Consider the following 20479-nt stretch of genomic DNA (forward strand, 5'->3'; position numbering starts at 1 on the left):
TTTAATTTATATTTTATTTGCAAATCACGATAATTATTTTTTATTTTAGATTTCCTTTTTTATACTTCATTGGCTTTAGTATTAATTATTTTTTATATAAATGATAATCCATAAGATATTAAATCAGAATTTTTATCTAATAAAAATTTTAATTTCGTATTTTTATTTACACTACCATAATCTTCAAGGTTTGCTTCAATGTAATTATTATTATTTAAGTATAATACAATACAATTATCCTTTATATTAGCACAGACAATCATTCTATCTTTATTATGTTTGTTTTCAATGATAGTAGAGGTTATTGAATTGTTAAATATAAGCAGCTTATCTTCGATAGGGAATGTATTTATTTCTATAGATGTTTCAAACTCATTTTCATCGGTTAAAGTAATCTTTAGTACATTTACTTTATTTAATTCAAAATCGTCTTTATTAAATGTATAATCTATATTTAAAGAATTATCTACAACATTTATTAATTCAGTAGAAATAAAAGTTTTGGAATTAGTTGTATTTATTATACTGACACTTACTTTAGGAATTTTTATTGATATATCTAAATTTATATTCGCTATACTAAAACAATTATCAAAATTTCCAAATTGGTTTATTTCAAATGATGGAGAGACATATAAATGTCTAATAATCAATACTGGTCTAAACCCAAAATTTGGGCCTTTATTGTTGAAAGTATTGTTTGTTGAATAGTTTGTAAGGCTAGAGTATCCTCTAGTTATTATTTTAGAATTATCAGATGCTGATATAGAACTTGTAATACTACAAATATCCCAATTCCAAATAGTTTTGTCTCCTGGTGTTATTAGTCCATTTAAGTCTGAATTTACAATATACTTATCATATTCGGATAATCCATTATTGTTAGCTCCACCAATTAGTGAACGAACTATTAATACATTATGCTTGTAAGGCTGATTATCTAATTCATTACCATATATAAATCCTTTTTGATTTACATCATCAAATGATAAATTAGGAAAAACTTTATCGGATATCAATATGGATTCTCTATCTGTATGCTTTACACAAATAAAATTCATGTCTGTCCCACTATAAAAATCTGTGAAACCATTATTGTAAGTGTAATTACATGAAATATATTCTCCAACTTTTATCTTATTAATAATTTTATTTTTTTCTAAAGGTAAATCAGTAATATATCCATCTTCATTTATATCTATACAGTCAACAACCACAAATCCTTCTTTAACAGGTGATATTACAACTTCATGTATAGAATTTTCTAGATTTTCTAAACTAATTACAAGTATCTGTGGAATAGGTTGACTGCCATATGAATTAGCTACATATTCAGTTCCATCAATAGTTATCTTGGTATTATCTTTTGGTCTATTTGAATTTTTATCTGATATAAGTCTTAACTTATTTCCATAAAATTTGAATTTATAACTGCTATCAGTTCTTTTAAGTAAAGTAGCTGAACCTCCACAATAAACACTATGAGCCTCTGAACTACAGTTTTTATTTATAGATCGTATGCTAGATTCATCATATCTTTTCCATCCTAATTCTGGTTGAAGTAATTGTTCCCCTACAATAGCCATTATTCGTCACCACCTATTACTAACATTGGTCTAAATCCTACATTAGAAGCCGTATAGGCATTATTTATTATACCATACCTTTTAGGACTACTATCATTTACGAATTGATCATTATATCCTCTAACAGCAATTGAGGTTCCATTTGGTCTTGTTCCCCATACATCTACAACTGATAAAATCGCAATGTTATCTGTTAAAGATGCAATATTTTTATAATTCCATATATTGTTGTAACCATGCTCTATTTTTCCATTTAAATCACTTTTCCATATATATGTATCCCAATCATTAACGGTTGGCCAACCTCCTTGATTTTTATTAACTAAACTTGAAGAAGAGTTTTTGTACTCGTACTCTTTAAGTATTTTTAATTCACCTATAGCTACATAACCTGTTGCTCCACTAAAATTAAATTGATAATATAAATATTCTACCTGAGAATTAAAATAATGGTAAGATACCGCTCTAGCATTTTGAGGAAAGTTTGATGACTCATATATTTTTTCAAATTTTTCGTTATCATTACTACCGTACACAATACATAAATTAGGAGCTTGAGGGAATGAATCACTATTTCTATTAGTGAACATAAATCCATTTGAAATTATTTTTTCTTTTTTTGAAATTATTTTTATATATGGATTTGCTTCATTAGCACTATGCCAACAATCATCTTCATTTATGTTTGATTTATTAAATGCTTTATATAGAAGCATTTCCCTAAGAGAGCTACTTGCATTTAATTTATACTCATCAGTTTCATTTGATGTTAAAGCTTTTTTAGGAAAAGATACTGTTATATCATTATTGTAAGCTACTCCACCATCTGGTAAACATATAGAAAATTCTTTATAGAAGAAATCTAAACATTTTATAGCTACACATCCAGAGTTAGAATTTGAATTTGTTATTTTTATTCTATAATGATTATAAAAAATTTCATTTTTAAAGATATAATTTTTAATTTGATCATGTTTTGGAGCTGGATTTTCTTTAACTGTATGTAAAATAACCCAATTTAATTCATCATTACTAGCCTCTATAGTCCATTCTGTTGCTGACTGTGGAAACTGTTCGTTATTTCCAAAGTGAAACTTATATGAGTTTATTCTTTGAGGTTTTCTTTTGAAACTAACTTGTAATATATGTGGATAGTTATATAATTCACTGTGCCATCCTATTTTGTTACCAAATGCATTGTAAGCATGCCTATTTTCATATACACTACTTGCTTTTAAAATATATTCATCTGTCTCATCACTTTCACAATCTTTTATAGGAAACACTTTTTCTCTATAGAAAAAGTCAATATCAGATTTATTAATTTCGTTCCATGAGATATTGTTTTGTATATTTCTATCTGCTATTAATTTATTATCATCTACTTTAACAAAAAAGAATTTTCCATCTGGAGTTGAATTTGATACATCCCTTGGAATTTCCTCACAGTTGCAATTTCCTAACTCTGAAAAACCCCCTATTTTACCATCAGTAGAAGCAGTATATCTACAAGATATTATATCTCCTATCTTCATGTCTTCTATTGAAGCTCGTTGTTCTAATTTACCTTCTATTGGAGATAGAACATGTCCATCTTCATCTATATCTACACAATCTAAGAAAAAATAAACAACAACGCTATTTTTATTTATTGATATTTTAATATTATGTAGTTTATTATCTAGTTCTAATTTTTCATATACTATTTTAGAAAAATTCCAAGCGTTACCAGTTCTTGTGCTAAATTGTTCAACTTTACCATCAAGATTAATATCAATTAAATCAGACCTATCGCTACATACGTCACACATTATTCTTATTTTTGAACCAATAAAACTAAAATTAATATCTGTTTCATTATAAGGAACATTTTTAACATATGTACCTGTTCCACCATAACATGAACTCATAGGAACTCTTTTATACGATTCAGAGTAGACTATATTTACACAATCATCATTGTACCTTTTCCATCCTTCCTCTGGTTGAGGAAGTGACTCTCCAACACTAGACATACTATTCACCTTCTCTTTCTAATGTATCAAGCTTAGTATCTATATAATAGTTAGATGTATAATTAGCAGAAAGATTTAATTCTTTATCATATTTTAGTTGAATTTTTAAATCAGATAAGCTTAGATTTTTATTTATTAAATCTAGTTTGGGATTAACAGTTTCATTTATTATTTTTATCACTTCTTCTTTATTTATTGAATTTGTATCTTCATCAGTACCTTGTGATGGCAAAGGTATTAACTCAGCATTATCAAAAGAAAGATTTTTCTTATCTTCACAAATTATCTTATAAGCGTTTAGAATAGTATCTTTGTCCATTAATAAAAATAAATTAATATTATTAGAATTTATATCAAAAATAGAATTTATATTAAAAATACTATAATTGGTATTATCTATAGTATATATACCAATAATTGAGCCATCAGATTTTAATTTGACTTTCACACTTTTATATTCTTTATCAAAGGGTATATTATTAGTTACAACCACTTTAGCATATTGAATAATTCCTTCATAATGTTTAAACACATTTAGAGTTTTTGGTTCTGAAGTATAATTATTTTCATCTTCTATGATAATTTCTAAGATATTTAATCCATCTAGTAAATTAGTATTAATTACATCTATATCCAAACTCCCTTCATTTACATCAAGTAAATTTGTATATAATATTTCTGTATCATTACTTTTATTAATGATTTTTACTTTTATTTTTGGTATATCTATTATTTTATCTAATGATATATTAATTATATTTATAATGCCATTACATTCTCCAAAAATATAATTAATATCAAACTCTGGATAAAAGTATAATTTCTTAATAATTAGAACTGGTCTAAAGCCACTTGCATCATTCTTAGCAGATGTATTAACTATATTATATGAGTCTGAATTTGTACCACCTCTAATTGTTACCTTAGTATTATCTGAATCAGAAAAAGTATCCGTTATAGATGCTAAATTGTGATGCCATATATCTTTATCTCCAGCAGTAATTAAGTTATTTAAACTACTATTTAAAACGTATTTATCATATTCTGAATAGAAATAGTTATCATTAAATGGACTATCTGTAATTGACTTTATAGTACATAAATAATTTCCATAAGGTTGGCTTTCTAGTAAATTACCATAAATAAATCCTTTATTATTTATTTCATCAAAGCTTAAATTTGGAATTACTGTATCTGACATTAATATACTTTGGTTTAAATTATGTTCAACACAAATAAAATTTATTGATTTTCCTGTCCCAAAGTTTGAAAAACCATCTTCATAAGTGTAATCACAAGGTATATATTCTCCAATTTGAATATTTTGTATTAAGTTATTTTCTTCTAGTGTGTGATGCAATAGAGATTCGCTTACATCTACATCAATTGCATCTAAAGCTAAATAATTATCTCCATAAGGAGCACTTGAAGGTGGCGGTGTTCCAAGTTCTATATATAGCTTAACAGTATGAACACTATCTGTTAAATCAAGCTTTTCAAAAAATAACATTTGATAAATATAATTAGGATGTATAAGATTTGATGTACATTGGCTAGCTATAAATTTTTCACCATCTATCTCTACTGTACACTTATCTGTATGAGAACCATCAGAACCAGGAACTATTAATCTTATTTTAGTACCAGTAAATCTAAATTCTAATATCCCATTTTCACCATGTCTATAATTTGTAATACATCCTGTATTGTTATAAGCAGTTGGAGCATTATTATTTATAGTCCACTTATTGACATATTTTATTCTACTGTCTGTGTTGTCATATCTTTTCCAACCTTGTTCTGGCTCTGGTAAAGTACTACCTACACTAGCCATACTATATCCCTCCCTCTGCAATTAACATAGGTCTGAAACCTGTATTTTTAGCGACAGATGAAGATAAACATATATTAAATCTTTTTGCTGACAAATCGTCAATATCTTCAATTTTGCCACGAACTGGTATTAATATATTCCCATTTGTAGGCTCTATATTTCCATTGTTAATATCTTTTAATCCTGTAATAACCTTCTCTTTACATAAAGAAATCATATTGCGATAGTTCCATATATCATTGTCTCCTGCTATTATCTTTCCTTTTAAATCACTATTTCTTATATATGTATCCCAATCATTTTCTATTGGCCATCCACCTTTATTTTTATTAATTAAGCTTGAAGATGAATCTTTGCACTCATATTCTTTAAACATTTCTAATTCACCTACAGCTATATATAAATCTGCGTGCTGAAAATTGAATTTATAATGTAAATATTCTACTTGTGAATTAAAATAATGATAAGAAGTAGCTTTATTTCCTGAAGGTAAATTTGATGTTTCATATATCTTTTCGAAAACTGTATTATCATTGCTTCCATATACAGTACAAGAGGATGGAGGTTGGATAGAACCAGGACAATTTCTGTTAGTTAACCTAAATCCAGAAACTGGTATTTTATCTTTTTTTGATGACACTTTAATATATGGGTTAGGTTCAGAATTACTATGCCAACAGTCATCAGAATCTATGTTTGTTTTATTGAAAGCTAAATACGCAAGAAATCCTGTACTGTATGTTGAACTTTGTTCTAAAATATAGTCATCATTTTCGTTTGATTTTAAAGCTTTCTTTGGAAAGGATATTGTTATATCATCATTATACGCTATACCCCCACTTGGAATAGTATAATGATATTTATTACTATTGTCATATTCTTTTATACAATTAAAAATAGTTGCATTATTTTTAGTTGGTGATAAATCATAAAGTGTATCCCCAATTGCATTAGTAGATTTAAATAGACAAATTAGATTTTCTTCATTCCCTGTTAGATTATCTTCTATAGTTGCTGGATCTATCGATTTATCCCATATTGTAAATTCTGAAACTTTGCCTGTTAATTTAGATAAATAGTCTTCAATACTAGTGCCTGCTCCAGCTTCAGCTCCTATAACAAAATGATTTGTACTTCCATATACAATATTGCCTACCTTCTTGGCGTTTGCTTTAAGTGTATTTCCCTCATACATTTTAAAATTTTCTCCATCAAATGATATATATATAGTTTTCCAACCATTGTTACTTAAGTCAACAGTAAAACCTAGTCTTAAATATGATGTTGAGTTTATAGCAATGCTAGACTGAAAATATCCATTACTAGGAGTATAGAGGCAATCATATCCACCAGTTTGTGTACAACTAAAAATTATTTGCTTATTTCCAATTGACCAGTCATCTTTATATATTTTTATTTTTATTGTTATCTCTTTAGTGTTCCTAATTTTTTCTATAGGTATACTTACATATGATGACTTACCATCAAATACTAAAGAAGTTGGAGAAAGCATTTTACAAGTTAATTTGTTTTTGTTTAATTTATTCCATGAAATAGAAGATTGAACATTTCTATCAGCAATAAATTTATTATCATCAACTTTTATAAAATAAAACTTTCCATCTGGTGTATCTGATGAAGTATCTACATCTATTCCTTCACAATTACACCTTCCAAGTTCTGAAAAATATCCTACTTTTCCAGAAATAGGCACTGTATATCTGCAAGGAATTATATCTCCTATTTCCATAGATTCTAATGTAGATTTTTTCGTTAGTTTGGTTTCAATTAAATCTATCATATATCCATCTTCATCTATATCTATACAATCAAAATCAAATCTGACACCATCATCACTTTTAATTTTTACCAAATGAATCTTCTTTTCTAAATTTATTTTATCAAAGGCAAGATATTGTCTTATAGTTTCTCCATGAATATTATAATTTTCATACTCAATATCGTCTATAATACATTTCATATTAGAAGAATGACTAGTATATCTACTATGGAATATCCTTATTTTTGAACCATAAAAAGCAAATGTAATATAACTAGAATTTACTTCTTCTATTGTTGCATTTTCTTGTATAAACATACCTGTGTTATTATAAAGCCCTGAACTTGTATCTTTTTTCCATAATCCTATATATTTAAAATTATTATCAATGTTATCAATTCTTTGCCATCCAGCTTCTGGCTGTAACAACTGTTCACCAACTATAGACATTTATTCACCTTCTTTTTTTTACTTGACATTATCATTATTAATATCTAACTCACAATCTATTAACTGTTTTATATACTTATCATTAATAAGAGTATCAGTTAATTGATTATGTTTTAAGTTAGTATTTTTGTGATATTCATCAACAGCAAATTCTATATCATAAACTTTATCTTCTACTGCTATAAGTTCATTATTTATTTTTTCTACATATTTTTGAAGTTCTGATATTTTATTATTTAAAATATTATCATTGCCTTCTATAGCCTCTAATAATTCTTTACTAACTCCACCTCCGTTAGTTATAGGGAATTTGTCTATATTATTTGGAGGAGGTAAAACTTCATTAAAATTAATGTCAATTGTATCATTACAATCTTTTAGATAAACTTTATAAGCTTCAATTACAGCATCTAAGTCCATTAAAAATATTAGTTTTATGTTATTTGAATTTATTTGAGTAAAACTATTAGCATCACAATATATAAACTCATTATCATCTACTGAATATAAAATATTAACATTTCCATGACCTAAAAAGAAAGGTTTAAAGTGAGTGTATATCTTATCAAATAAGATTTTCTTTACTTCAAAGCTTTTGCTTGCAACGATTACACCTTTTTTGTGTTTGTAAGCTTTAAACCTTTTTCTAATACGCTTAATATTATTGTTGAAGGTCATTAAAAATTCTATTTCATTAAAACCATCATTATAATCTTCCATTAATAAATCAAAAGAAATATTACTAAACCCTTCTATTATAGTTTCTTTTAAAGTTCCATTTATAAAAATTTCTAGTCTATTCATTACATTAGACATATCATCTATTGATATTATCAACTTATTTTCAGATGTTTGATTTGCTTTTAATATAGCTTCATAACAATAAATAGTATTTGTTGGTATGAAATTCTCATTGTATATATTCACATTAGAAATTCTAAACATACTTAATTCGTGAGTAAAAAAATTATTGACTCCGTCACATCTTTTTGACATATAGATGTTATTACTTATATGTTCTTGAGGTAATTCTGATATAGTGTCAATTTTTTCAAGCTTACCATTATGATACAGTTTTACATATTTATAATCTTTAATCTCAAAGGCAAAATGATGATAAACATTTTTATCAAAACTTGAATAATCTATAAAGGAGCTCAATGATGCATCTTTATCTATTTGAAATTTTAGCTTATTAGATTCTATATAAATTACATATCCTTTATTATGGGAAGAGTTTCTTGTATCAAATAATACATCTAATGTATTATTTGTATTAAATTTCAAATAAAACTCTATTGAAAAGTTTCTAAAATGAGGATTAAAATTTTGTATTTGTAAATATCCAGTTTTCATATTATAAAACTTACCAAATTTACCACCCTCAGACATTGTTACTCCATTGTTATTTATAACCTTTGGATTATAGCTACTATCAACAATGTCTGTTCCGTTTAGAAAGAACATTGTATTTTCATCAATTCTATGCCTATAATGATATACTTTTTCTTCTATATTTTTATTTTCATTGTATTCAACAACAAACTTTATTTCATTTTTTCCTATTATATATTTTTCATCATATATAATATCAAAAACTAGATTTTCAAAAATATCAATATACTCTTTTTCTATTTCATTATTTACATATACTTTAACTTTATTTACAGTAGTTGTATTTGATAATACATTAAAGCTTATATGATGTTCTGTTTGTTCTATTATCTCAATATTAGGAGAATAATCATATGGTTCTGTTGGCAATTCAAAATCTTCTGTCCATCTTGCTACATTGGAAATTCTAAATTCATCTATTCTATGGTTTGAGGTTCTAGTAGAATCAGTCTCCCATCCACCACCTAAGATTAAATCTCTACCAGTGCCATTTATATCTACATTGTAATCAATAAAAGAACATGTGAATTTTCCATCAATATAAATGCTTAAATTATAGTTTTTGTACATAAAACATACATGTTGCCAGATATTAGCATTTATAACTTTAGTTGAAGTAAATAATTGGTTTCTTACTGTTGAACCAGTGGTTAACATAATACGAATTGAACCATTACCTTCTATTCTAATAACAAATCCATTATTAACTCCACCTTGATAGTATCCTTTACCTAAAATATCAAAAGTTGTAGAAGTGCTTAGTGAATTCATATACAATCTAAAATCTATAGTCCATTCATCATTTAATTTATATGAACCATCTGGAATTCTCAACCGTTGATTTACATTTGTGAAGTTAAAACATTTTCCAAAGTAACCATCATCTACAATTTGAGCACCTCCTGGAGTTATCTCTATATTATTTAAACTACTATCCGTAAAATCTTCTGCTTTTAAGTATACTAAAGTATGTTTATCTATTCCTTGCATATCATCACCTCACTTTATGTAACATTATCATTATTTATATCAATCTTACAATAAATTAGATTTTGTATGTAATCGTCATTTATCAAAGTATCAGTGAAACTATTTTTACTTAAATTAGTATTTTTATGATATTCGTCTACAATAAGCTTTGTTTTCACAAGTTCATCTTCTAAACGATTTACTTCATTCAATACACTAATCACAAATTCTTTTAGTTCTAAATTATTGTTATTTAGTATAACTACATTTTGCTCTAATACTTTTACTCTTTCAACTAGTGGAGTTATATCAGATACACCACCAGAACTCCCACCAATCTCACCATTTTCTATCATTTTATTAATAATATCTATATCATTTCTGTTATTTCTTATATAATCTATATTAATACTTATATTGTTATCTATATCATCTAGTTTTTCATTCAATCCAGTAATAGCTTTTATTGGATGTTGGTCCTCTATATCAGTATTCTTTAATTGGTTATGGTCATTTAAATATTCTGTTTTTCCATATCTTTTTATTCTTACACCCATCTACCATACCACCTTACATAAATATAATATTAAAACTATATTTATCATCAATTGTTATACAACTAGAGTCCTTTATTATCTTAATCAAAAATTTACTTGTAGTTCCAGGCAATAAAGTAATGTCCAACTCTTTAAATAATTCAGAACTTCCACTTGAATCCCCATATGGCATCAAGTAAGCCATACTATCTCCCCTATCATAACTAGAAACTCCAACTATTTTTAAGGTTCCAGTTTTAGTAAAATCACCTGCATTTACTACTTGTAACTCATAAACTCTATCTTTACCTTGTACTAGTCCTAAATCAAAGTCACCATTATCTATATTAGCTTCATTGACAATAAATCTAATTTCTGGTTCAAATGAATACACATCTCCACCATACAACTTGTCTATAGTTATAGTATCAAATAATCTTCCTCCACTTTCAACTTCTACCTTTACATGATTTATTGGAAAAAGTTTTGATGATAAATCAACAATAACTGAATCTTCAGTATATTTCATATCTACATCTGTCACTATTTCTTTATTATTTTCGTCATATATTTTGATATTTTGTGTTTTATCAATTCCTATAAATGTTATAAAGTTATTCTTATACATTTCACAATTAAATATTTCTAATGTATCTTTACTGTCATTTAGATAATATCCTATTGAGTTAGAATCTAACAATTTTGTACTTCCAAAATCTTCCCAATTTAATCCATCTTTTGATGCTCTAAGGTTTAATACAAAATTATCAGAATATATTACTTTTAAATATGAATAATATATTGATTCGATTTCTGATGATAATTCACATTCTACATAATTTTCAGTAATAGACTTTATTATACAACCACCATTACCATTAGATTCTTTTGGTTCATACCTTATATATGTTTGAAATACATATCCAGATTCTTTGGGACATGGTATCAATAATTCTGTTTTATCATCATTTTCAAGTATTTTAATAGAATCACCTGTAAAGGTGATTCTATTGTTATCACTTGGAAATACATCCCACAGAGGATTCATGGTACCATTAAATTCCTCACTAAATATATATCCTGTAGATATTTTATTTAATTTTTTTTTACTCTGCATGAACTTCAACCCTTATACTAGTCACTTTACATATCTGAAAATTTTCATACCCATATTTTTTCACTAGTGATTTGGTAGTTGATATTGCTGATTGTAAAGTTGGCATGTCACATACAACTCTCCAAAATTCATTTGCTTCATTTGGTGGTCCAGATAGTTCATTTTGATTTACTTTTTCTTTATATTGAATTTGATAATTTACCATAACATTTCTTCCCTTCGATTATCTTTGATAGTATTTTAAATAATTTTTATTTTTTAATTACTCTTCGCTTACCTTTTTCTTTATTATTATGATGTTTAAACATATAATCTTTAAATGTATCAAGTGCATATGCAACTTGTACTGAATTTTGAATTCCTAACTTAACTTGTGTATCTTCTATAGACTCACCTGCAATATTTAACATATTTATCAAATATTCTACAGTTTTATTTGTTTTTCCAAGTTTTCCAATATATTTTATCTTAACTGATTTATTGAACATATCTTTTATTCTAAAAGCAGCTATATCTATAAAAGATTCCTCATTATCATAAAAAAATAAAATCTCTACTTCTTTAACTTCTTTTGGAATTCTTAAATCTATATTATAAGAAGGTTTTTCATCTCCTAAGAACGTATAAATTTCTTCTCCTATATGTATTTCTAAAACACCACGGTTTTCCATATATGCTTTAAATTTTAGTTGTAAATCAAATTCTTGATTGACTTTAAATTTTAACTTGGAACTTACACCCTTTTTCTTACTTGATAGAACAAAATCATCTGTCAATTCTAAATTGTCAATATGTAATATATTTTTTTCTAAATTTCCTAATGTTTTATTAGAATAATCAATCTTACAATCTTCTCTTATATATACAACTTCATACTCTGAATTACACAATATACTCATTTCTGCATACCATAAAAAAAGTTTTAAGGTTCTCTCAAGATGTGGTATTTTGCATCTATCCCAATAATATTTTCCACCTATATACTTCATTGTTGAGTCTATCAAATCTTTTATAGCTTTTTCAGGCTCTATACCAGCATATCTATAAATATTATGTCTCCATTGATTGTATAGTGTATCAAGAACATACTTCATAACAGAAACATCAATATTTATAACATCTATTGCTATATTTGCAAAATAATCAACTGGATTTTCTATAGGTAATTCAATTATTTGATTTCCAGCTTGTGTGTATTTTTTTACATACTTATCCTTATCTATTATTATAAGATTGTCACCAAATATCTTATCTTTATATATATTATAATCAAAACCACTTTTGGGAAGAATCAATTCATCTTTACTTCCATCAATCACCACAAAGTCAGGGAAATATTCTGTCGCAACTCCAAAGTAACCATCATCATTTTTATATGTAGGTAATTTTGAAAACTTTAATTTAATTGGTGATTCATCAGATGATGTATCCTTGATTTTTTTCATGATTCCAAATTGAATTTGATACATATTATAAAGATTATTACTGTACTTATATAACTCATCCATATGGTCTGAAATATTTAATAAACTACCTTCTTTATAAAAATTTATCAGACTATAACCATAAGATGTTTTAAAGTCATTTTTTTGTATTGTCCCTTTTTCAAGTTCTTTATTTATTAGAAGTCTGTATTTGCTATTTTCTAGTCGTTTATATATATAGCATTCAAAGGTATATAATGAAGGTTTTGAAAGATAATCAGGATATATAATTGAGTCAATAAGAGATAGATTCCCTTTATAATATTCTCCAAATAACTTATGCTCAATTATAGATGTTTCTTTATTATTAGACTTTGATATTAATAAGTTATATTCATCATTTTTAAAATCAAACTTTGGATTATAGTATTTTAAGAATAAATCTATACTAGAAATATAAATTTTTTGATTGTCAGCCTTTCCTACATCTATATTTAGATTATATAAATTAAATGTGGGTTTCCCTTTTGAAAAATCATATCCAGCGAGGATATCATTCATTTGAATATTTGAACCTTCATGTGTAAAATCTTTAATATCATCTACAATATGAAGACTACTATCTATGTTTTTTTCAATATTATCTAGTGAATGGTATAACTCAATATAATTTTTAGCTTTATATAGTTTATATTTAGATTCTAAAAATGTTTGTATTTTATCTGAGTATCCCTTTGCTAAACGTTTTTTATCTTCTATAAGTATTTGCTTATTAAAACCGTTTCTTAAGTTTATATTATTATTGATTAAAACCTCTGGTATATTTGGTATATCAATCAAATAAGGTAAATTAATATCTACATTAACTGATGAATCTGATGTAGACATTTTATTTTCTTCTACAAAAACTTTTCTTAAATCTCCATTCTTTATAATTTTTTGTAAATTTATAGATAAGTTTTTAATATGATTTTCAGCAAATTTTGGTTTTTCTATAGATATTTTATTGTTTATAGAGTTTTTGACAACTATAGAATCATTTTCATTTATTTTTTTATCTAAGTCTTTAATATTTTTTTCAAAATCAAATATATATGTATCATTTTCTGTCTCACTTATATTTGTACTTTTACAGTCTACAAAAATTTGTTTACTTGGAAGACCTATCATATCCTCATAGTCATAAATTTTTAGATATTTATCAATATTACTTACTTCTATTGTATTATCTTGAAAGAACAAAGTATTTTGATTGGTCTTAAAAGTATTGTAGTTATCATTTATTTGTATTTTGTCTCTAGTATTTCTATATTCTACGAACAGCATATGTTCTATAATTGATTTATCTAAATATTGTTCCTCTCTACTTAGATAGTTTAATATATTATTAAAATTTCTAAATTTCTTAAAATCTTTATAGCTGCTTATATATTCACTAATGTTTTTATCATATAATTTTTTATATACTTTATTTATATAGATATTACTTATGGATATTGGTTGCAAAGATTTCTTACTTTTTATAAAAAATACCTGTTTTTCTCTAATATACATTGACTTTTTGTCATTTTTTAACATCAACAAAGTATTGTCTATATTACTTTCTGCGTGTTCACATTCTATCTTATAAAATAAAGCTATAGAGTTTTCATCCCCAGAAAGATTATATTTAAAATTAGCACTGACGAAAACGCCAGTGCTAAACTTAAAAGTTGCAATCATCTATTCTTCAATCATAGCTAATATTTTAGCTGGATATATCTTAGAAGCCTTAATTTCTTCTGATGTTTCTCCTTCTGACAAGACAGTAATTTTAGCTTCAATTTTTAAATTAAAACTAAAATCACCAATGTTAGAACTAGGTCTCACTATTGTGGCTTTATAAGAAAGAGCCTGATTATCAAGTTCTAATTTTATATTTGTTGATGTTAAGTCTTCACCTTCATTATCAAGTGCCGAAAAAGTCAATGACATATTTTCAACTTTAGCAGGCAATGTAAAGTTATCACTAAGTTCTGTTAATGATTTATTTGGTGCAATATATGAAACAAAGTCAAAAGTTTTTACAAAATCATCAACCTTCTCTTGATTAGTAGGCTCTTGCTTAAGTATTCTAATATTAGTTATAGTTTTTGTAGATATAAGTTCACCTTTAGTAAGTGTTGCTGTAACAGATACGATGCTATCACCGTCTTTATATGCTGGTCTAGTAACTACCCCTTTATCACTCAAGCATGTAGAATTACTTGTAGTCCATGTTATTGATATTTCATTTCCTATAGTTGTTGGAAGTACTAAATCACCTGTAACCTTATTTATATCAGTATTTTTATTTCTAATAAGTTCCCAAGTTATTGCATTAGCAGCAGATTCAACTTCACCTTCTTGAGTCCATGCTGGTACTGTAACTTTAAATTCTTTACTTCTACTTACACTTCCCTTTGACACAATAATGTTTATAGTAACTTTTGCATCTTGTTCACCAAATACAGGTCTTGTTACTTTTCCTAATTGACCTATTATATTTGGACTAGAAGATGACCATACTATAGTTGAACCACAACTACCTTTTTGTATAAAAGTCAGATTTTCTGTGACTATATTTGGTATAGATAGGTTTCCTATATCCTCTAGTACACTTTGTAAATCAGTTCGCTTCGATGCTTTTACAAGTACCTTAAATTTTTTAGTTTTAGAGACTTCTCCAGACTTTACAGTAGCAGATAAGTATACTTCTTTATCTCCTTCATAGAAATCTGGTCTATTAATTATACCTAACATTAATATTCATCCTTTCTATTTCTCATTATATTTTATATAACAGGGTCTTCTTGTGAATTTGATTCATCCAATTCATCTGTAGAATTTACATTTACTTCAGTTTGAACTTTTCTACTTTTATATCTAGCAGTTATAACTGCCCCACCTATTTTAATCCCTGTCAATTCTCCTTTTTGAGAAACAGTAACTATATTTTCATTTGATGAAATCCAAATTATGTTATCATCCTCTACTATTTCTTCTCTTTCAAGTAAAGAAAGAACTTTTTTTTCTCCAACTTTTAAAATTGGATTTTCAGGAGATATTTTTAATTCTATTGTAGGTTCTTCAACATCTGCTCCTTTAGAAAAACTTACTATATTCGTATCAGAAGAATGCCATGTTATCTCTAATCCATTGTCTGTTTTATCAGCAAAATAAACTGATTCAGCATTATTTGTACAAGAATAGATATCTTTATACATATCTTGTATTTCTCTTAATGCAGTTTCACATCTAGAATCATCATTGCTTTCATTATATTTAAGCTCTTTTAATACTCCAACACCATATCTTTCATTTGGAGAATTTGCAAAAGGAGTATAAGGTGTAGTTAATGGAAGGTATATATATGTTTCTTCTGGTTTATCTTCATATTTTTCAAAAGATTTGTTTACTATTAATTCATCAAATGGGAAAAGTGATTCAGCATCTATCACTATAATACCTGATAAAGCTCCACGAACACCTTCTGCACTATGGACAATTTTTATCCTATCTGCAAAGTATTCGTTTGTATATACTGATTTACCATACATATGTTTTTTCATGAATTGCTCTGTTGATGAGAACATAAAATAGTGACTTTGAAAATAGTCAGCAGAGTCTGTTTTGTACATTGCAAAGTCAGTTGTTCCATTTGCTGTATGCACACCATAAGTTTGATGGTATTTTATATCTACAAGATTTCCATATTTATCTCTATTCGAACCACCTTCTTGAGTAGTTCTTTCTTCAACTTCATCAAAACCTAGATAAAAATAAATTGGTCTTTCAACTGTTCCATCTTGTGCTCCATATATATAATAACTTAGGTCATTTAAAAGCTCTTTTCCATCATTTTGTGCTACATACTTTCTAATATAGTTATATAAATCTTGTTCATTATAAGTCACTTGAACTTCTACTGTCATGTCTTTTACTATTGGTTTATCTATAGTTATTGGTAGCTCAGATGGAAAAGTAACTTTTTCTCTTGATATAGAAGTTCTTGCATTAGGTGTAATATAAGATACTCCATATGAGTTATATTTTATATTTGGATTCATTAATCCAAACTCAGCCACAAATTCATTATTTACAGAAGCTCCTATTGTAACTTGCAAACTAGGTTCATATATAGTTGTTTTTCCACCAGCAATATTTGAACCAAAATCTCTTGGAATATCTCTTCTATTATATGTATATTTTACTATTGTATCTGCAGGTCTAGTATTAAATAATGAATTATTTAACCAAGGAAATGTACCTATATTTACCCAAGCTGACTTAGCTCCTGCATTTGATATAACATTTTTTCCAGTTGTTTTTACTCCATCAGTTCCAAGCGTATTGACTCCATTAAAAGGCTCACTATATTTAATATTAAACTTTGGTATAGAAGGTACAGATGAAGAAGTTGTAAATATACCAAAATTACCAGTTATGTCTTTCTTAGCAAAATCAAAACTATCAATAGAACCTATATAGGCTTGACCAACTAAATATCTATTGTCCTCATAATCTACATTTGGATTACCTGTAACATTTATAAGCACTCTATTTGGATGTATATTAGCAAGCACTCTTATTTTAGTCTTATTATTTAAAGAAGATGTAATAGGTATTCTTAAAAGAGCATCTGAACCAGTTATACCAAGTTCTGATTTAAACTTTTCATCAAAATCTGTAAACCAAGATAATTTACACCATTCAGATGAAGCAGAATTAAATTCAGCTATATCACCAGTTACCATATCTATAACATTTTCTGCTGGACCAGAATAGTCCTTATTTGGATTATCAAAAATTCTTATATAGCAGTTATGATAGTTTCTAGCTTGCGCATCTTTTACACCAGTTTTTAGATTTACAACTTTTGGTACAGTTTTTCCATCTCGTTGTTGAGTAGGGTCATCCAATTCTGTATCACATAAATATTTTGGAAAATACACTTCCAAATACATAACTGTATTTTCTTCTATATCATTATCCAGAAGTCCATATTTTAAAATTTCATCAGAGCCAACTTTTGTTGTTTGCTGAGTAATTCTATCAGATGGTCTTGTTACAGCTCTCACCACAACAGAATCAGTTATTTTAGAAATTTGGTCCTTAGTTATTATTTCATATTCACTTGCATTTATCTCATCAAAAGAAGAAACTTCTCTACCTTTTATAAGTTTAAAATTTGGGTTAGGATACACTATATTCCAACAATCTTCTTTTGAAGGTAATGATTTTCTCATTAAGTTTCCAGATACATCTTTTACTTCTTTAGTATAATTCCCTAAAGCCAAAACATTTGCTAAATCTTTTACAAAACTGTCTGCATCTGTTTTAAATTCATGGAAGACAAAGTCTTTTATTTCATTACTTAACATATTTAATTTTCCTTTCCATCTCTAAATTGGTTCTGGGTCTTTTAACATTCTTATACCAAACCATAATTTTTTAGAAGTTCCGCTATCATTATGAAATTTTAAAATTACTCTTGAATTTGGAGGTGCTGAATATACATATGTTGATGAACCTAAGAAAAGTCCCTCTTTTACTTCCCCCAAGTACCAATCTTTAAACCATAATTGTTCATTAAAATATAAATTATAGTGGTCATTTTCTCCATATCCACTACATGTAACAGATATAGCAAGAATCTCAACTTCAGATGGAGACAAAACTATTTCTTCTTCAAACACTCCTCGAAGTGCTGGAACTTCTATTAATCTCATATAATTATATGGTTGTGTTTTTGATGCAAATCCCTTTATACTACCTATCTCTTTTATTTCATTGACTGTATTAACTTCATTAAGGTTCTCTATATTAGAAACAGATTCAAGTTTTGCCACATTTTTGACTTGCTCTAAATTTTCAATGTTTTTAAGAGTTTCTATGTTTTCTACTTCAGATAGACTATCTATTTTTTCTATGTTTTCTATATTATTTATTTCTTCAATATTTCCAACTTTTTTTATTTTATCTATGTTTCCACCAGCACTATAAGTGACATTAAAGTTACTCATAATTTCACCTCTACTACATCATTTATTAAACTTCTTCTTTAGGTATTGGCTCTACTTCTATCTCTTTATCTTCAACCCCAGTTAATACAGGAGGTATATTATCTATTACAGATACTAATCTAACTACTACAGCTTCATTTGATGATTTATCAGATACTTTATAAGTAACTTGATATTCTTTTACAACAGATGTATCAACTAAATCTCCACCTTCAACAGTTATTAAATCTGTTAAATCTCCATCAACTCCATCTACAGCTGTTACACCTTCTAAAGCATTGAATGTGTCATTTAAATTTAATGTTAAATTGTCTACGCCTGAAAATACTGGCTTAACAGTATCAACAACAGTAACTTTTCTCACAACACTTGCTTCGTTATTTGCAACATCTGAAACTCTATATGTTAATGTTTGTTCTCCTAAAACAGAAGTATTAACTATTCCTTCTATTACTATCTTAGAAGTTAAATCTCCATCTATATTGTCATTAGCAGTAACCCCAGCTTTTGAATCAAATGATGAGCCGTATTCTACAGTACAATCTTCAACACCAGATAATATAGGAGCTACATTATCAACAACTGTTATTACTCTATTTACTGTACTTTTATTTTTAGATTTATCTTCCACAGTATAAACAATCTTATTGTCTCCAGGTATAGTATTATCCACTGAGCCTTCTATAACTATCGAATCAGTTAAATCTCCATCTATATCATCCATTGCTGTAACTCCAGCTTTTAAATCTAGTTCTTCCAATAAATTTATAGTCTTATCATCAGCACCACTTATTACAGGAGCACCTGTATCTATAACTGTTATTATTCTAGTTGCTGTTGTTATATTTCCAGATCTATCTGGAGCTGAATATTTCAAAGTATATTCCCCAATTGCATTCACATCGACTTCACCTTCAACTGTAACAAGTTCTGTGACATCCCCATCTATATTATCTACAGATCTAACTCCTTGCATTGGGTCAAAAGAACTTCCTCTAGGTATCTTCAAATCATTAAAAATCATAATACTATCTCCTTTATTTTTTATTTTTGTTATAAATATTTTTGAAAAGTTTTTTTAGAATGTAAATATGTTAGCTATTCAATAAAATCTATTACTTATCATCTAAATACCACTTGTTTTCAGTAGAATTGTCATTCAATATTCCAAGTGTTGTGAGTAAGGCTAAAAGACAATTTACTATATCAGAATAATTTTTTGGTAGTATATCAATATATCCAAAAGATTGTATTGTAAGTGGAATCATTGCTGCTAGAGAAACCCAAAACCCTCTATTTCCTACTCTCTTTTTTAAATAGTTCTTCATA

At 26.9% G+C, this 20479-nt stretch carries 14 protein-coding genes; all 14 read right to left on the reverse strand.

Going from position 1 to position 20479, the window contains the following annotated elements; translation table 11 throughout:
* Window positions 1-92: 92 nt before the first annotated feature.
* The gene (locus IC218_RS06800) at window positions 93-1586 is read right to left on the reverse strand and encodes a hypothetical protein (protein ID WP_227824089.1); all 1494 of its coding nucleotides are present in this window, start codon (window positions 1584-1586) and stop codon (window positions 93-95) included.
* On the reverse strand, window positions 1586-3601 hold the full coding sequence (locus IC218_RS06805; RefSeq protein WP_227824090.1) for a discoidin domain-containing protein: 2016 nt from the start codon (window positions 3599-3601) through the stop codon (window positions 1586-1588). The genes IC218_RS06800 and IC218_RS06805 overlap by 1 nt, the downstream gene beginning before the upstream one ends.
* 1 nt (window position 3602) lies before the next feature.
* The gene (locus IC218_RS06810; protein WP_227824091.1) at window positions 3603-5435 is read right to left on the reverse strand and encodes a hypothetical protein; all 1833 of its coding nucleotides are present in this window, start codon (window positions 5433-5435) and stop codon (window positions 3603-3605) included.
* Between the two features lies 1 nt (window position 5436).
* Complete coding sequence (locus IC218_RS06815) at window positions 5437-7665, reverse strand: LamG domain-containing protein (RefSeq protein ID WP_227824092.1); 2229 nt, start codon at window positions 7663-7665, stop codon at window positions 5437-5439.
* Between the two features lie 18 nt (window positions 7666-7683).
* Entirely contained in the window at window positions 7684-10050 is a 2367-nt protein-coding gene (locus tag IC218_RS06820; RefSeq protein ID WP_227824093.1) for a LamG-like jellyroll fold domain-containing protein, read from the reverse strand.
* A 14-nt stretch (window positions 10051-10064) separates the two neighbouring features.
* Window positions 10065-10586, reverse strand: coding sequence for a hypothetical protein (locus tag IC218_RS06825; protein WP_227824094.1), 522 nt, complete (start codon window positions 10584-10586; stop codon window positions 10065-10067).
* Between the two features lie 13 nt (window positions 10587-10599).
* Window positions 10600-11682: a hypothetical protein gene (locus IC218_RS06830; RefSeq protein ID WP_227824095.1), complete on the reverse strand. Its 1083-nt coding sequence runs from the start codon at window positions 11680-11682 to the stop codon at window positions 10600-10602.
* Window positions 11672-11887, reverse strand: a complete 216-nt coding sequence (locus IC218_RS06835; RefSeq protein WP_227824096.1) for a hypothetical protein — start codon at window positions 11885-11887, stop codon at window positions 11672-11674. The genes IC218_RS06830 and IC218_RS06835 overlap by 11 nt, the downstream gene beginning before the upstream one ends.
* Before the next feature lie 46 nt (window positions 11888-11933).
* A complete protein-coding gene (locus IC218_RS06840; RefSeq protein WP_227824097.1) occupies window positions 11934-14828 on the reverse strand; it encodes a hypothetical protein in 2895 nt (964 codons plus the stop codon).
* Window positions 14829-15887, reverse strand: a complete 1059-nt coding sequence (locus IC218_RS06845; protein ID WP_227824098.1) for an immunoglobulin-like domain-containing protein — start codon at window positions 15885-15887, stop codon at window positions 14829-14831.
* Between the two features lie 32 nt (window positions 15888-15919).
* Window positions 15920-18508: an Ig-like domain-containing protein gene (locus tag IC218_RS06850; RefSeq protein WP_227824099.1), complete on the reverse strand. Its 2589-nt coding sequence runs from the start codon at window positions 18506-18508 to the stop codon at window positions 15920-15922.
* A 21-nt stretch (window positions 18509-18529) separates the two neighbouring features.
* Complete coding sequence (locus IC218_RS06855) at window positions 18530-19150, reverse strand: hypothetical protein (RefSeq protein ID WP_227824100.1); 621 nt, start codon at window positions 19148-19150, stop codon at window positions 18530-18532.
* A 25-nt stretch (window positions 19151-19175) separates the two neighbouring features.
* A complete protein-coding gene (locus IC218_RS06860; RefSeq protein WP_227824101.1) occupies window positions 19176-20174 on the reverse strand; it encodes an immunoglobulin-like domain-containing protein in 999 nt (332 codons plus the stop codon).
* A gap of 91 nt (window positions 20175-20265) precedes the next feature.
* Window positions 20266-20478 carry a phage holin gene (locus IC218_RS06865; RefSeq protein WP_227824102.1) on the reverse strand — a complete coding sequence of 71 codons (213 nt, stop codon included), beginning with the start codon at window positions 20476-20478 and terminating at the stop codon, window positions 20266-20268.
* Window position 20479: the final 1 nt, after the last annotated feature.

It is taken from the genome of Clostridioides sp. ES-S-0005-03, from assembly GCF_020658455.1.
Classification (GTDB): Bacteria; Bacillota; Clostridia; order Peptostreptococcales; family Peptostreptococcaceae; genus Clostridioides.

Bases quoted from the DNA above. Each gene is read 5' to 3' on its own strand.
- IC218_RS06800 (WP_227824089.1), bottom strand. From the start codon at position 1,586: ATGGCTATTGTAGGGGAACAATTACTTCAACCAGAATTAGGATGGAAA.
- IC218_RS06805 (WP_227824090.1), bottom strand. From the start codon at position 3,601: ATGTCTAGTGTTGGAGAGTCACTTCCTCAACCAGAGGAAGGATGGAAA.
- IC218_RS06810 (WP_227824091.1), bottom strand. From the start codon at position 5,435: ATGGCTAGTGTAGGTAGTACTTTACCAGAGCCAGAACAAGGTTGGAAA.
- IC218_RS06815 (WP_227824092.1), bottom strand. From the start codon at position 7,665: ATGTCTATAGTTGGTGAACAGTTGTTACAGCCAGAAGCTGGATGGCAA.
- IC218_RS06820 (WP_227824093.1), bottom strand. From the start codon at position 10,050: ATGCAAGGAATAGATAAACATACTTTAGTATACTTAAAAGCAGAAGAT.
- IC218_RS06825 (WP_227824094.1), bottom strand. From the start codon at position 10,586: ATGGGTGTAAGAATAAAAAGATATGGAAAAACAGAATATTTAAATGAC.
- IC218_RS06830 (WP_227824095.1), bottom strand. From the start codon at position 11,682: ATGCAGAGTAAAAAAAAATTAAATAAAATATCTACAGGATATATATTT.
- IC218_RS06835 (WP_227824096.1), bottom strand. From the start codon at position 11,887: ATGGTAAATTATCAAATTCAATATAAAGAAAAAGTAAATCAAAATGAA.
- IC218_RS06840 (WP_227824097.1), bottom strand. From the start codon at position 14,828: ATGATTGCAACTTTTAAGTTTAGCACTGGCGTTTTCGTCAGTGCTAAT.
- IC218_RS06845 (WP_227824098.1), bottom strand. From the start codon at position 15,887: ATGTTAGGTATAATTAATAGACCAGATTTCTATGAAGGAGATAAAGAA.
- IC218_RS06850 (WP_227824099.1), bottom strand. From the start codon at position 18,508: ATGTTAAGTAATGAAATAAAAGACTTTGTCTTCCATGAATTTAAAACA.
- IC218_RS06855 (WP_227824100.1), bottom strand. From the start codon at position 19,150: ATGAGTAACTTTAATGTCACTTATAGTGCTGGTGGAAACATAGATAAA.
- IC218_RS06860 (WP_227824101.1), bottom strand. From the start codon at position 20,174: ATGATTTTTAATGATTTGAAGATACCTAGAGGAAGTTCTTTTGACCCA.
- IC218_RS06865 (WP_227824102.1), bottom strand. From the start codon at position 20,478: ATGAAGAACTATTTAAAAAAGAGAGTAGGAAATAGAGGGTTTTGGGTT.